Annotated in this window: 14 protein-coding genes and 2 pseudogenes; 12 read left to right on the plus strand and 4 right to left on the minus strand. The window is 66.9% G+C overall.

The window, feature by feature from the left end:
* Positions 1-50: 50 nt before the first annotated feature.
* On the plus strand, positions 51-788 hold the full coding sequence (locus ACZ5IQ_RS25070) for an MBL fold metallo-hydrolase (protein WP_064860062.1): 738 nt from the start codon (positions 51-53) through the stop codon (positions 786-788).
* A 12-nt stretch (positions 789-800) separates the two neighbouring features.
* Here the strand turns inward: ACZ5IQ_RS25070 and ACZ5IQ_RS25075 are convergent, their stop codons facing one another.
* Complete coding sequence (locus ACZ5IQ_RS25075) at positions 801-1,118, minus strand: hypothetical protein (protein ID WP_135356045.1); 318 nt, start codon at positions 1,116-1,118, stop codon at positions 801-803.
* A gap of 182 nt (positions 1,119-1,300) precedes the next feature.
* On the opposite strand from ACZ5IQ_RS25075, the gene ACZ5IQ_RS25080 reads away from it, so the two are divergent.
* A complete protein-coding gene (locus ACZ5IQ_RS25080) occupies positions 1,301-2,023 on the plus strand; it encodes a hypothetical protein (protein WP_464480439.1) in 723 nt (240 codons plus the stop codon).
* A gap of 9 nt (positions 2,024-2,032) precedes the next feature.
* Here ACZ5IQ_RS25080 and ACZ5IQ_RS25085 read toward each other — a convergent pair whose 3' ends face one another.
* Positions 2,033-3,241, minus strand: coding sequence for an FAD-dependent oxidoreductase (locus ACZ5IQ_RS25085; RefSeq protein WP_082762307.1), 1,209 nt, complete (start codon positions 3,239-3,241; stop codon positions 2,033-2,035).
* A 76-nt stretch (positions 3,242-3,317) separates the two neighbouring features.
* Between ACZ5IQ_RS25085 and ACZ5IQ_RS25090 the strand changes: the two genes are divergently transcribed.
* From ACZ5IQ_RS25090 to ACZ5IQ_RS25105, 4 genes and pseudogenes are all read left to right on the plus strand, one after another.
* Positions 3,318-4,172 carry an SDR family oxidoreductase gene (locus tag ACZ5IQ_RS25090; RefSeq protein ID WP_060998982.1) on the plus strand — a complete coding sequence of 285 codons (855 nt, stop codon included), beginning with the start codon at positions 3,318-3,320 and terminating at the stop codon, positions 4,170-4,172.
* A gap of 75 nt (positions 4,173-4,247) precedes the next feature.
* A complete protein-coding gene (locus tag ACZ5IQ_RS25095; RefSeq protein WP_464480440.1) occupies positions 4,248-5,315 on the plus strand; it encodes an HNH endonuclease signature motif containing protein in 1,068 nt (355 codons plus the stop codon).
* Between the two features lie 542 nt (positions 5,316-5,857).
* Complete coding sequence (ltrA, locus tag ACZ5IQ_RS25100; RefSeq protein WP_267324086.1) at positions 5,858-7,294, plus strand: group II intron reverse transcriptase/maturase; 1,437 nt, start codon at positions 5,858-5,860, stop codon at positions 7,292-7,294.
* A gap of 109 nt (positions 7,295-7,403) precedes the next feature.
* Positions 7,404-7,679: pseudogene (locus tag ACZ5IQ_RS25105) on the plus strand (HNH endonuclease signature motif containing protein); the annotation flags it as partial.
* Between the two features lie 53 nt (positions 7,680-7,732).
* Here ACZ5IQ_RS25105 and ACZ5IQ_RS25110 read toward each other — a convergent pair.
* On the minus strand, positions 7,733-8,176 hold the full coding sequence (locus ACZ5IQ_RS25110) for a VOC family protein (RefSeq protein ID WP_226519747.1): 444 nt from the start codon (positions 8,174-8,176) through the stop codon (positions 7,733-7,735).
* Positions 8,177-8,347: 171 nt separating this feature from the next.
* Between ACZ5IQ_RS25110 and ACZ5IQ_RS25115 the strand changes: the two genes are divergently transcribed.
* The 4 genes and pseudogenes from ACZ5IQ_RS25115 to ACZ5IQ_RS25130 all read left to right on the plus strand — a co-directional run.
* Positions 8,348-8,851: an MBL fold metallo-hydrolase gene (locus ACZ5IQ_RS25115; protein WP_464480441.1), complete on the plus strand. Its 504-nt coding sequence runs from the start codon at positions 8,348-8,350 to the stop codon at positions 8,849-8,851.
* A 13-nt stretch (positions 8,852-8,864) separates the two neighbouring features.
* Positions 8,865-9,575 (plus strand): flavin reductase family protein, encoded by a 711-nt coding sequence (locus tag ACZ5IQ_RS25120; protein WP_061004532.1) that lies wholly within the window; start codon positions 8,865-8,867, stop codon positions 9,573-9,575.
* The gene (locus tag ACZ5IQ_RS25125; protein ID WP_464480442.1) at positions 9,572-9,967 is read left to right on the plus strand and encodes a nuclear transport factor 2 family protein; all 396 of its coding nucleotides are present in this window, start codon (positions 9,572-9,574) and stop codon (positions 9,965-9,967) included. The genes ACZ5IQ_RS25120 and ACZ5IQ_RS25125 overlap by 4 nt, the downstream gene beginning before the upstream one ends.
* A gap of 178 nt (positions 9,968-10,145) precedes the next feature.
* Positions 10,146-11,066: pseudogene (locus ACZ5IQ_RS25130) on the plus strand (YbfB/YjiJ family MFS transporter); the annotation flags it as partial.
* Between the two features lie 39 nt (positions 11,067-11,105).
* Here ACZ5IQ_RS25130 and ACZ5IQ_RS25135 read toward each other — a convergent pair.
* Positions 11,106-12,032 (minus strand): LysR family transcriptional regulator, encoded by a 927-nt coding sequence (locus ACZ5IQ_RS25135; RefSeq protein ID WP_464480443.1) that lies wholly within the window; start codon positions 12,030-12,032, stop codon positions 11,106-11,108.
* A 119-nt stretch (positions 12,033-12,151) separates the two neighbouring features.
* Here ACZ5IQ_RS25135 and ACZ5IQ_RS25140 point away from each other — a divergent pair, with 119 nt between their 5' ends.
* Positions 12,152-12,865, plus strand: a complete 714-nt coding sequence (locus ACZ5IQ_RS25140) for an SDR family NAD(P)-dependent oxidoreductase (RefSeq protein WP_133427870.1) — start codon at positions 12,152-12,154, stop codon at positions 12,863-12,865.
* Entirely contained in the window at positions 12,852-13,211 is a 360-nt protein-coding gene (locus ACZ5IQ_RS25145; protein ID WP_306307986.1) for a YybH family protein, read from the plus strand. Before ACZ5IQ_RS25140 ends, ACZ5IQ_RS25145 begins: the two co-directional genes overlap by 14 nt.
* Positions 13,212-13,216 lie beyond the last annotated feature (5 nt).

A 13,216-nucleotide genomic window follows, 5' to 3' on the forward strand; every position in this document is an offset into this window, starting at 1 on the left:
CCTGTTCGTCGCCTCTGCAGTTCCTTTTCTACTCTGCCTACACTCGCCACATGGCGGCAGCCCTGAGCGCGATCACCGAAAATATTCACTTCGCCCAAACCGACCTGGTGAACTGGACCCTGGTCAGCGACGACAGCGGGGTGATCCTGATCGACGCGGGTTTTCCCGGCCAGCGCGATGACGTCCTGCGTTCACTGCGCGACCTGGGCTTCGAGGCCGGCGACGTACGGGCGATTCTGCTCACCCACGCGCACGTCGACCACCTCGGCGCAGCCATCTGGTTCGCCAAAACCCATGACACACCGGTGTTCTGCCACGGCGCCGAGGTCGGTCACGCCAAACGCGAATACCTGGAACAGGTTTCACCGGCCGACCTCCTGACGCGGGCCTGGAACCCGCGGTACCTGGCCTGGTCGATGCACATCGTCGGCAAGGGCGGGCTGGTGCGCGAGGGCATTCCGACCGCGCAGGCCCTCACCGAGGACGTCGCGGCGACGCTGCCGGGCAGTCCGCAGCTGATTCCCAGTCCAGGGCACACCGGCGGACACTGCTCCTACGTCTTCGGCGACGTGCTGGTGGCCGGCGACGCCGTCGTCACCGGTCACCCCCTCATCACCAAGGGCGGCCCGCAGCTACTGCCGCACATCTTCAACCACGACGAGGCGGCGTGTGAACGCAGCCTGTCGGCGCTCGGTCTGCTGGACACCCAGGTGCTGCTGCCCGGCCACGGGCCCGCGTGGCGCGGCCCGGTGCGGGAGGCCGCTGAACTCGCTTTGCAGCGACGCTGACGCCGGTCGCCGTCACCCGCCGTGTTTGACCAGCTCCAGGAACAGCACGAACAACCCGGCCAGGAGCAGTCCGCCGGCCACGACGACCGCCGGCAGGAAGAGCATGTGATCGAGCTCTTCGTCGTCAAAAGTGTTGTTGCCCTGGGCGTCACGGTTGATCGGGCCGTAGAACACCTTGCCGAAAGTGGACCAGCGCACCGCGCGTGCGCGCCGACGATGCGGGTGATCCTGGGGCGTCCCGCCGATGTACGTGCGCGCCGCCATGCCGGCCCCCAACACCAGCACGGCGGCGACCAGCAGCAGACACCCGACGGCCCAACCGGTAAGCACAAATCAAGCGTATCCACCTGATCGGCGGAGCAACCCGGATTCGGCAGCGCTCAGTTGGGCAGCCGCCCCGATCCTGTCCCCCTCGGTACCAGGAAGATCGCGGCCTCCCACATGCCAACCTGCCGAGGCAGGGTCGATTGTGGACCGCCACCCGGCGGCCGCCGTCATCAAAGGAGCACGCCATGTCCCTGCTGCACGAAGTCATCTCCGCATCCGGCGGCCAGGAGCGCTGGGAGCAGGTCAACCGCATCAAGATCCATCAGCTCATCGGCGGCGGACTGTGGGGACTCAAGGGCGTCGACGGCATTCTCGATGATTCGCGGGTGGCGATCAGTCCCAAGGACCAACTCGCATGGCACCACCCGCTGCCCGAGCCCGGGCTGCATTCCGCGTACCGCCCCGGCCGCGTCGTCATCGAAACCGACGATGACTCGCCAAAGACGTTGGAAACACTGGATTCTCCTCGTGATTCCTTCGCCGGACACACCCTCGAGACGCCGTGGTCCACGCTGCAGCTGGCCTACTTCGCGGGCTACGCGATGTGGACGTACCTGTCCGAGCCGTATTCGCTGACGCTGCCCGGTGTCCACACCGAAGAGCTCGGCACGTGGCACGAGAACGGCCAGACGTGGCGCCGGCTCGGTGTGAAGTACCCCGATTCCATCGCCACCCACAGCACCCAGCAGACCCTCTACATCGATTCGGACGGCCTGATCCGGCGGCGCGACTACGACGTCGACATCGCCGGCGACTCCCCGGCCGCGCACTACTCGGACAACCACACCGAGTTCGACGGCATCGTGCTCCCGACCAAGCGCGTCGTCTATGTCCGCGACGCCGACGGGCAGCCCGTGCGCGACATGGTCACGGTGACCATCGACATCGACGACGTCACCGTCAGCTGACGGCGTCCGTCATGCCGAGTGGACGTCCGGGGTCCGCACGTGTTCGGGACGGAAACCGCGGCCGACGAGCAGCGGCGGAATGTATTGCAGCGGGCCCTTTCCCACGAATGACGGCACCTTGATCGGTGACAGGTCGCCGGCCAGGTTGGGTTCGATGAACTGGTTCTGCGCCAGCACCTGGCCGGCCTGGATGATGCGGGTCGGCAACTCGCGGCGGCGTTGCACCTTGGCCAGATCCGAGTCGGCGAGCAGGCCGTTACGCAGCGGACCGCACAGGATGTTGGCGGCGGCGACCGCGTCGGCCACCGCCAGGTTGATACCGACGCCGCCGGCCGGTGACATCGCGTGCGCGGCGTCGCCGATGCACAGCAGCCCCGACCGCCACCAGGTCTTGAGCCGGTCCACCCGCACATCGAGATGGCTGGTGTCGTCCCACGATTTGAGGTCCTCGACGTGCTCGCGCAGCTGCGGCCGTACAGACACGAGCCGGGCCTTGAAGTCGTCGAGTGAGCCGCCCTGCGGATTGGCGCCCTTCGGCATGAGGTACGCGACCTGCCAGTAGTCGCCGCGATAGATCATCGCCATCAACAGACCCTTGCGGATGATCCCGAACAGCTCCTGCGGATCGCCGGGGCGCCAGCCCAGCCGGAACCACAGCACATCCATGGGGCTGTGCGCGCTCGCCATGGGGAGCCCGGACGCCGCGCGCACCGCCGACTTACGGCCGTCGGCGGCCACCACCAGATCGGCGCGCACCTCCAGCTCGGGCGTGCGCACGCCGACGACGCGGCCGCCCTCGATGATCAGGTCGGTCACCTCCGCGTTGCGGATCAACCTGAATTCCGGATAGGCGGAAGCCTTTTCCGCGAGGAAGTCCAGGAAGTCCCACTGCGGCATCAGCGCGATGTAGGGCTCGGGGAACCGCAGCGCCTTCAGGGCGCCGAAACTGCCGAACGTCCGCAGGGTGCCGTCGGCGTCCATGCAGACCCGGTTGATCTTGGTGTGCGGCAACTTCAGGAACTCGTCGATGAACCCCAGCTCGTGCATGATGCGCAACGTGGTGGGGTGGACGGTGTCGCCGCGAAAGTCGCGGAGGAAGTCGTTGTGCTTCTCCAGTACGACGACTTCGATGCCGGCGCGCGCCAGCAGCAGTGCATGCACCAGACCCGCAGGTCCACCACCGGCTACACAAACCTGAGTCCGCAGCGCGCGCGTCATGCCCCCGACAGTAGCCCGCCGGGGTGGCCAAATCAGGGCTTCAATTCAAAACTTGACACGTGTAAAGTTTGCGGCCATGGACAACATCCGCGGCAAGACCATCGCCATCACCGGAGCCGCACGAGGCATCGGTTACGCCACCGCCAAGGCCCTTCTCGCCCGCGGCGCGCGCGTCGTCATCGGCGACCGGGACGTCGCAGTACTCGAGTCGGCCGTCTCTGAGCTGGTCAAACTCGGTCCGGCCACCGGGTACCCGCTCGACGTCACCGACCGCGAGTCCTTCGAAGTGTTCCTGGACAAGGCCCGCAGCGACGGCGCCGGCCACCTCGACGTCCTGATCAACAACGCCGGCGTGATGCCGGTCGGCCCGTTCCTGAAGGAGACGGAACAGTCGATCCGGTCTTCCCTCGAAGTCAACGTCTACGGCGTCCTGACCGGCTGTCAGCTCGCGCTTCCCGAGATGGTCAGCCGCCGTAGCGGTCACATCATCAACATCGCCTCGCTCTCGGGCCTCATCCCGCTGCCCGGTCAGGTGGTTTACGTCGGGGCGAAGTACGCCGTCGTCGGCCTGTCCACGGCCCTGGCGGACGAGATGGCTCCCCACGGCGTCAACGTCTCGGTGATCATGCCGCCGTTCACCAACACCGAGCTGATCTCGGGCACCAAGTCCGGTGGCGCCATCAAGCCGGTGGAACCCGAGGACATCGCCGCGGCCATCATCAAGACCCTGGACAAGCCCAAGACCCACGTGTCGGTCCCGCCGCCGCTGCGCTTCACCGCACAGCTGGCACAGCTGCTTCCGCCCAAGGGCCGCCGCGGGATGAACAAGGCGCTCGGGCTGGACACGGTCTTCCTGGAGTTCGACGCTGCCAAGCGCAAGAGCTATGAGGACCGGGCCCGGACCGCGCAGGGTGTCATCGAGAAGGACTGATCCGGCGTAGACCCGAGTTTCTCGCCCTGCTTCAGGGTGCGAAAACTTGTCGGACCCTTCTGCTTTGATGGTGTTATGTCCAGCACGGCAACGGCTTTCGCAGTTGAAGCGCCGTCGCCGTGTGAGCGTATGGACGCGTACTTCGCGGAGATCGGTGAGCTGACCGGTCAGCGCAACGCAATTGACGGCCGTCTGGTCGAGATCGTGGCCGAGATCGACCGCGACGGGCTGTGGGGCGCGACGGGCGCCCGGTCATTGCCGTCGTTGGTGGCGTGGAAGACCGGGGTGTCGCCGCGTAACGCGGAAGTGATGGTGGCGGTGGCGCACCGGATCGAGGAGTTCCCGCGGTGCGCGGAGGCGATGCGGGCGGGCCGGTTGTCGTTGGATCAGGTCGGGGTGGTCGCCGAACACGCGGCCGACGGTTCGGATGAGCATTACGCCCAGTTCGCCGAGAGCGCCACGGTCACGCAGTTGCGGACTGCGGTGAAGCTGGAGCCGCGCCCCGAGCCCGAGCCGGAATCGGCGCCGGAGCCGGAGCGGTCGATCCGCAAGACCAGCCATGAGGACGGGTCGGCCACGTACAAGATCCGGCTGCCGAAGTTGGAGGCGGTGAAGTTCGATGCCGCGGTGGCGTCGCATCAGGATGCGTTGGTGGCGGACTGGAAACGCGACCACGAGAATTCAGAAACCGGTGACCCGGTGTCGGATGTGGTGCCGCCGTTCCCGAACCAGGTGGATGCGTTCATGAGCCTGATCGAGGCCGGGTGGGACAGCGATGTGGAACGTCGTCCGCATGGGCAGCACACCGCCGTGGTGGTGCACTTTGACCTCGAAAAGCGCGCGGCCGCATTGCATGTGGGGTTGCTGCTCACCGACGAGGAACGCCAACTGCTGTTGTGCGATGCCACGTGCGAGGTGTGGCTCGAGAAGCACGGTCAGCCGATTGGCGCCGGGCGCAGCACCCGCACCATCAGCCGGCGGCTGCGCCGCGCTCTGGAACACCGCGACCGCTGCTGCCGGGTACCGGGTTGCGGGGCGACCCGCGGCTTGCACGCGCATCACATCATTCATGTGCGCCGTGAGGCGCGTGTTTTCCGATCGGAGGTGAAAGACCTCCGATATCGGGCCGTCACAGCGGCCTGATAAAGCTGAGGGCAGCCCAATCCTGAAGGGATCGAGAAGGATTGGGTGGCAAGCGGCCCTGACAAAGCCACGGCGTGTCAGCACTGCCAGATGACGCGGCGCGTGGTGAGCGCGGTGAGAGGGCATACGTGAGGAACCAGTGTCAGAACCCTCGTTATGTGGAACCGGTCTGTAAACCTGGTGGATATCGGACTGGTGTGTGGTGCACGCGGAAGTGATGTAGACGGACGCGTCCGCCGCTCGTCTCGGCCTGGGGTGAGCGGCAGCTGGTGGGGAATGGTCTGTGGCGTACCCACCGGGGCCACCGGGGCAAAGCTGGGTGCCGGACTCGCCAATCGGAGACACGTGAACACGGGAACCATCCGGGTGCTTCCCTACCCGCATCCCGGCCAGGGGTGCGGCGGGTAGGTGTCGATGCCCACCAACAGCATCGGGATGGGGCGGAGCCGCCGTAGTACTGCGAGGTCGGGAAAGCCGGCCACATCGGGAAGGGCGGCAGTAGGACACGCAGATTGGGGATTGCCATGTCAGGAGATGCGCCGATGAATATCGGTGCCGCGCTGGAGCTGCCGTTGGTGGCGCACCGGCGGGTACTGAGGATGCAAACCAAACTGCACTGTTGGGCGGCGGCCGATCGTGGTCGTCGGTTTGATGATCTGTTCAACCTCGCGGCGGATCCGTGTTTCCTCGCGGTGGCGTGGTCACGGGTCCGGGAGAACACCGGTGCCCGCAGTGCGGGGATCGACAAACGCACCGCCGGCAGCATCGAGGCGCGAGCCGATGGCGTTGCCGGGTTTCTGGAAGAATTGCGGGAAGCGTTGCGCTCCGGTGCTTTTCGACCAGTACCGGTGCGGCGAGTGGAGATACCCAAAAGCGGCGGCAAGGTCCGCAAGCTCGGTATCCCGACCGTGGCCGATCGGGTGGTACAGGCGTCGCTGAAGCTGGTGCTGGAGCCAATATTCGAAACGGACTTCTCCGATTCGAGTTACGGCTTCCGGCCAGGGCGACGGGCACAAGACGCGATCGAGGACATTCGAAAGTTCGCTCGTGAAGGCTACGAGTGGGTGTTCGAAGCTGACATCGCGGCGTGTTTCGACGAGATCGACCACAGCGCCCTGCTGCAGCGGGTACGTGGCCGGATCGGCGACACACGCATCCTGCGGTTGGTGAAAGCATTCCTGAAGGCCGGAGTGCTCGACACCGACGGCACCACCTATGACACCTACTCCGGAACTCCCCAGGGCGGCATCCTTTCGCCGCTGCTGGCCAACATCGCCTTATCGGTCATCGATGATCACTTCGATGCCCGATGGGCGACCCACCGGGACGCCTCGGCCCGCCGTAGCCACCGCCAACGCGGCGCAGCGACGTACCACCTCGTGCGGTACGCCGATGACTTCGTCGTTCTGGTCTTCGGTCAACGCGGGCACGCCGAACACCTGTGGGAGGACATGGCCGACCTGCTGGCACCGATGGGGCTGCGGCTGGCCCCGGCCAAGACGCAGGTCGTCCATATCGACGAGGGCTTCGACTTCCTGGGATTCCACATCCAGCGGCACACCCAGAGGGGAAGCACCCGGTCATACGTCTACAGCTACCCGTCGCGGACCTCGCTGCAGACAATGCGACACAAACTCAAGACGGTGACCAAACGGATCACCCACCAATCCGCGGACCAGATGTTCGGGCGATTGAGTCGGATGGTTCGCGGCTGGGCCCAGTACTTCCGGCACAGCTCAGCCAGCCGGGCTTACTCCCACATCCGCAACTACTTGTGGTGGCGGGTGTGGAGTTGGCTGATGCATAAACACCCACGCACCTACAAACGGGCCCTGTGGGCCAGCTACCACGTGCGTAAGTGGCCGGAATACAACGGTGTTCGGCTCTACGACCCCACCACGATGCGCATCCAGCGCTACCGCTACCGGGGCTCGAAAATCCCCACACCCTGGGCACCATCAAGCGCCGTCCCAGCTTGACCTACGGAGAGCCGGATGCGGTGAGAATCGCACGTCCGGTTCGGGGGCGCGGCGGCGGGAAATAGCCCGGGCGACAAGCCCGGACACTACGCCCGCCGTCGACGCCTACTGGGAGAACGGCGGGGACACCGAGCTGCACAACCTGGTGCTGGTGTGCCCGTATCACCACCGGTTGCACCACCAGCGGGTCATCACCATCACCGGTCCGGCTGATCGGCTGGTCGTCACCGACGCCGCGGGCCGCCAACTCGACGGCGGATCCCTGGCAAGGCCACCGACGACGCCCTTTCCTGATGTGCCGCCGTGCCCCGGACCGACCGGCGAACGCGCCCAATGGTGGTGGTACCAACCCTTCGAACCACCACCCACACCGTCGACCAACTGAGTGGTGCATCGAATTAACCTGGGCGCCAGTATCTTCCGTGTTTCCGCTGGCGACTATCGCCCCGGCAACCGCGTGGTGATCTCCTGCAGCACCCAACCGTTGCCGTCGGGATCCTCGAACGAGGCGTACGACGCGTAGCTGCGTCGCTCCGGGTCTGGACCGTCGACCCGGCCGGCCGTCCCGGCGCGGTGGAAGACACCACCCTCGTCGTGAAACACCTCGCTGACTGTGATGCCACGGCCAACGAGCTCAGCACGCGCCGCCACAACATCGTCGACCACCAGGTGCAGCCCGCCCACCGAGCCCGGCACCGCGTCAGAGACGCCGGTACCGAAGATGACCGAAGCACCGGAACCTGGTGGAGTCAATTGGATCACCCGGAAGTCCGCAACGGTCTCGAAGTCGGCGTCCAGCCGCCAGCCCAACTTCTCGTAGAAGTCCTTGGCCCGGTCGACATCCGACACCGGCAGGACGGCGATCTCGAATTTCATATCCATGCCGGATCAAAGCACCCACCTCAGGAGAATTCCCGCCCACCCTGGGGCCACGGGGGCCAGGGTCGCCGGAATGAATACTGCGAACGCGCATTCCCCTTCACCATCGTCTGAGCCTAAACCTGGCCCTGCCAATACCAGGATCACCGCGGCGTTCCCACGCACGAGCAGGCCGTGGCGGGCCGCGCCCAGATGTGGGACGTCGACTTTCCCGGCATGATCCCACCGAGCCCCGTTGTCTACCAACAGGTTCCCCCCGACGGGTTCGAGTTGGAGGGTCAGCGCCTGGTGCCGATCGAGGTGGGCCACACCGATACCGACGACACCACCGTGCTGCACGTGCCGTCGATCGGCCTGGTCGTCGCCGGCGACGTCGCCTACAACGGCGTGCACCAGTACCTGCTGGAAAGCGATCACGGTGGCATCCGGTCGTGGTTGCAGGCCCTCAACCAGGTCGCCGCACTCCGGCCCCGCGCCGTGGTCGCAGGACACAAGAACAAGGACCTCCCCGACGATCCGGCGATCATCGACCAGACCCGCGACTACCTGCTCGACGCCCAGCGGCTGCTGGCCGGAAAGCCCAGTCCCCGTGAGTTTTTCGACTACATGATCCGGCTGTATCCGGACCGGCTGAACGTCGGGCCCGTCTGGTACAGCGCCCTGGCCCTCCTGTCCTGAAAGGCATTCCGTCATGGTCATCGACCCCACCGATCTCGATCCCACCTCGAGCTACAAGCTGCTGATCGGCAGCGTCCTACCCCGGCCCATCGCCTGGGTCAGCACCGCCTCGACCGCAGGCGTCGGCAACATCGCGCCCATCTCGTTCTTCACCGTTGTCGGCCGCATGCCACCGATGCTGTCCATCAGCCTGCAGCCGCGGTCCGACGGCGTCACGCTGAAAGACACCTTCGTCAACATCCGCGACACAGGCGAGTTCGTCGTGAACATCGCGACGATCGACAATGCGGACACCGTGCATCGCTCGGCATTCGAATTCGACCATGACGTCGACGAATTCGAGGCGCTCGGTCTCCACAAGGCCGCGTCGGAGACCATCTCGGCACCGCGTATCGCCGAGGCCCCGATCTCGTTCGAGTGCGTGGTGGACCGCATCTTCGAGATGCCACCCCTACCCGATCACGTCGTGTGGGGGCGGGTGAAGAAGATTCACGTCCGCGACGAGCTCTACCTGCCGAACGGACGCATCGACGTCGGCGCGCTGGGCGCGTTCGGGCGCCTGGCCGCCGAATACTCGCTGATCGACAACATCTTCACGACGCCACTGCCCGACGACGTCGTCAAGACGCTCGGCACCCGGCGGGCCGGCCGCCTCGACGGCAGGCCGACCGACTTCTCCCCCATCGACACCGCCGCCTGGTCCGCCTCCGGAGCGACGAAATGAGCGGCTGGCAGGACGGTTTCGCACAGCAATCCCGGACCACGTTCGCCGCGGAGTTCGCCGACGACATCGTGCTGGATGCCACCGCCCTGGTGGCGCCGATCGAGGGCCGAGAACTCGTCGCCACGGTGATGGCCACCGCGAGTTCGATCTACGAGACATTGGAGTTCACGGACTCCGCGCACGCCGGGTCGACCAGCTACCTGCAGTGGCGAGCAACGGCTTTCGGTGGCATGGAGATTCGCGGCGTCACCATCCTCGACCGCGATGCCGAGGGCAAGGTGACCAGTGCGGCGATCCACCACCGGCCACTGCCGATGGTCCTGCGGTTCTCCGCCGAGCTGGGAGATCGGCTATCCGGTGTCCTCTCCGCCGAGCACTTCGTCGCGCCATGAGTCGCGTGTGAGGCAATTCCTCACAGCTGTAAGGGAACAGGTCGTGGCGGGTGACGCCGCCGCCCACGCACCATGAGGCATGCCCAAGTCCGCCTGGCTCTCGATCGCCCGCGCCGCGGCAGCCCTGGCCGCGGCGATGGGCATCGGCCGCTTCGCCTACACGCCGATCCTGCCGCTGATGACGGCCGACGCCGGCCTCACCGCGCAGGCCGCGGGGCAGCTCGCCACCGCCAACTACGTCGGTTACCTGATCGGCGCGGTGGGCGCCGCGGTCTCGCCACGGCTGGCCCGGTCCGTGCTCGCGTGCCGGGCGTCGTTGGCGATCCTGGTGGCGACGCTGGCGGCAATGGCGCTGAGCACCAGCGTCATCGAGTGGGGCGCGCTACGGCTGGTTGCCGGCATCGCCAGCGCTCTGGTCTTCGTGATCGCCGTCAACACACTGATGGATCACGGTCATCCGGCCCACCACGCCGGCTGGGCGTTCAGCGGCGTCGGTATCGGCATCGCGTTGTCCGCGGCCCTGCCCGCCACGAAGGACTGGCAGGTTGCCTGGTGGGCGGCGACGGCCTTGGCCGCACTGCTCAGCGCGTTCGCCTGGCACATGCGCCCCGGGACCTCCGGCGACACACCGAAAGTCCGTGCCGACCAACAGCGCAGCGCCCGTGGTCCGCTGGCGCTGCTGATGGCGAGCTACACCCTCGAAGGCGTCGGCTACATCATCGCCGGCACATTCCTGGTCGCCGCGGTCGCGCAGCGGTCACCGGGCGGACTCGGCAGTGCGGTGTGGCTGTTGGTCGGCCTGGCCGCCGCACCGTCGGCTGCGTTGTGGGCGCGGTTCACCGGCCGCTTCCCCTATCCGGCGCTGCTCGTCGCGGCGTTGTTGCTGCAAGCTGCCGGAATCGCCTGGGCGGGAACGGGGAACAGCGTTGCCGCACTCGCCGGGGCGGTGCTGTTCGGCGGCACGTTCATCGGCATCAGCACCCTGGCGCTCGCCGCCGGCCGCGCGTTGCAGTTCCCGGGCGCCGTCGCACTGTTGACGACGGGATACTCCGTCGGCCAGATCGTCGGGCCCGTTGCGGTGGCACCCCTGCTGCACAACGGTTTTCAGCAGGCGTTGCTCGCCGGTGCCGCTGTCGTGCTACTGGCGGCCCTGGCCGCGCTGTTGATGTGGATCAGTGGACGGCAGCCACGCCGCGTCATCGATCCCGACGGCCGCGTCCCGCGTGAGCGCGTCGACGACAGCGTGCACGGCCGGGTTGTCTTCTCCCCGCCGCCACACGAGTGACCAGGTCCACAGCGGGGTCGGTTGAATCACCGGGCGGCGCACCAGGTCTCGCGGCAGGGCATCGGTCTGCCCCCTGGGGTTGTTGAGCACCGGACGGCCCAGCTGGCGGACGTGCTCGAAGAAAGTCGGACCCGTGACGCCGCCGTCGTCGGTGCGCATCACCCGCGCACCGGTGTCCGCGGCGAACTGCTCGCCGTAGCGGTTCCACGACTCCCAGCTCGCCGTGTCCGAATCCACCAGCACCAGTGTGTCTTTCGCCAACACGGGGGAGTCGTCGGCGCCGACGCACAGCGCGAAGAGCCGGTCCACCCCCATCAGCCGGGCTTCCAGTTCGAGGTCCTCCAGATCACCGGTCTGCACCCAGCAGATGGCCAGGTCGAGGATGCCCTCGGCAACCCGGGCCGCCTGCGCGTGCGACGGCATCACCCAGGTGTCGACGCGCAGCTGCGCGACGCCGGCCGCGCGCTCGGCCAGGTCGGTCGGGCACCAGTTGACGTAGCCGATCCGGATCGGTTCGGAGTTCGACAAACCGATTGCCCGCCTGCGTAATTCGTCGGCCTGCGCCACCAGGGACCGGGCGTGCGGCAACAGCGACGCACCTGCCGCGGTCAGCCGCACCGATCGCCGGTCACGATCGAACAGCTCTACCTTGAGGTCACGCTCGAGCGCCTTGATCTGCTGGGACAGCGACGGCCCGGCGATACGCAGCCGTTCGGCGGCACGCCCGAAATTCAGCTCATCGGCAACGGCGACGAAGTACCGAAGTTGCCGCAGCTCCATGTCGACAGCGTAGTAGGCAGAGCCTCTCAGCAGGAAGCGAACAGGTCCCGTGGCAGCGGCATCGATGTGGGCCGGCCGAGGTTGTGATGGGCAGCAACGTCAACCGAAAGGAACCCCCGATGAGCACCACAACCCGCGTCGCGATCGTCACCGGCGCATCCCAGGGCATCGGCGAAGCCCTGGTGGCCGGCTACCGCAAGCTGGGCTACGCCGTCGTCGCCAACTCCCGCACCATCGCCGAGAGCGGCGATCCCATGGTTCTCACCGTCGCCGGTGACGTCGCCCGGCCGGGCGTCGGCCAGCGGTTGGTCGATGCCGCCGTAGCGGAGTTCGGCCGCGTCGACACCGTCGTCAACAACGCCGGCATCTTCATCGCCAAGCCCTTCACCGAGTACACCGACGCGGACTACGACGCCATCACCGGCGTGAATTCCCGCGGCTTCTTCGAACTGACCCGCGCCGCCATCAGGACCATGGAGGCCCAGGGCGACGGCGGGCACGTCGTCACCATCTCGACGAGCCTGGTGGATCAGGCCAACTCGCAGGTGCCCTCGGCGCTGGCGTCACTGACCAAGGGTGGCCTGAACGCCGCGACCAGGGCGCTGGCCGTCGAATACGGCACCCGCGGAATCCGGGCCAATGCCGTCGCCCTGGGCATCATCCGCACTCCGATGCACGCGCCGGAGACGCACGAGTTCCTCTCGGCGCTGCACCCGGTCGGCCACATGGGTGACATCTCCGACGTCGTCGACGGCGTCCTGTACCTGGAGAACGCCAAGTTCGTCACCGGCGAGATCCTGCACGTGGATGGTGGTCAGAGTGCCGGGCACTGACGTGGTCCGCGAGGTCCTGGACCGGTGGCAGGCGGGCATCGCCGCCCACCGGCCGGACCAGGTCGCGGCGGTCTTCACCGACGACGCGATATTCCAGGGGCTGCGGCCCTACACCGTGGGACGCCAGGGCGTCTTCGACTACTACGAATCTCAGCCGGTCGGTCTGACGGTCGACTACCGCATCAACGAGATCCGGGAGCCCGCGGCCGGCGTCGTCCTGGCCTACACCCGGGCCGACTTCACCCGCCCCGACGGCGCGGTGATCAGCCTGAACCTGAGTGTCCTTGTCACACAAGGAGACAATGGCTGGCAGATCGCGCACTATCAGGTCTCGCCCGTCGGCTGACGGTC

The sequence above is a fragment of the Mycobacterium toneyamaense genome, assembly GCF_055384815.1.

Excerpts from the sequence above, each read along its gene's own strand:
- ACZ5IQ_RS25070 (WP_064860062.1), top strand. The coding sequence starts at position 51 with ATGGCGGCAGCCCTGAGCGCGATCACCGAAAATATTCACTTCGCCCAA.
- ACZ5IQ_RS25080 (WP_464480439.1), top strand. The coding sequence starts at position 1,301 with ATGTCCCTGCTGCACGAAGTCATCTCCGCATCCGGCGGCCAGGAGCGC.
- ACZ5IQ_RS25085 (WP_082762307.1), bottom strand. The coding sequence starts at position 3,241 with ATGACGCGCGCGCTGCGGACTCAGGTTTGTGTAGCCGGTGGTGGACCT.
- ACZ5IQ_RS25090 (WP_060998982.1), top strand. The coding sequence starts at position 3,318 with ATGGACAACATCCGCGGCAAGACCATCGCCATCACCGGAGCCGCACGA.
- ACZ5IQ_RS25095 (WP_464480440.1), top strand. The coding sequence starts at position 4,248 with ATGTCCAGCACGGCAACGGCTTTCGCAGTTGAAGCGCCGTCGCCGTGT.
- ltrA (WP_267324086.1), top strand. The coding sequence starts at position 5,858 with ATGAATATCGGTGCCGCGCTGGAGCTGCCGTTGGTGGCGCACCGGCGG.
- ACZ5IQ_RS25110 (WP_226519747.1), bottom strand. The coding sequence starts at position 8,176 with ATGGATATGAAATTCGAGATCGCCGTCCTGCCGGTGTCGGATGTCGAC.
- ACZ5IQ_RS25120 (WP_061004532.1), top strand. The coding sequence starts at position 8,865 with ATGGTCATCGACCCCACCGATCTCGATCCCACCTCGAGCTACAAGCTG.
- ACZ5IQ_RS25125 (WP_464480442.1), top strand. The coding sequence starts at position 9,572 with ATGAGCGGCTGGCAGGACGGTTTCGCACAGCAATCCCGGACCACGTTC.
- ACZ5IQ_RS25135 (WP_464480443.1), bottom strand. The coding sequence starts at position 12,032 with ATGGAGCTGCGGCAACTTCGGTACTTCGTCGCCGTTGCCGATGAGCTG.
- ACZ5IQ_RS25140 (WP_133427870.1), top strand. The coding sequence starts at position 12,152 with ATGAGCACCACAACCCGCGTCGCGATCGTCACCGGCGCATCCCAGGGC.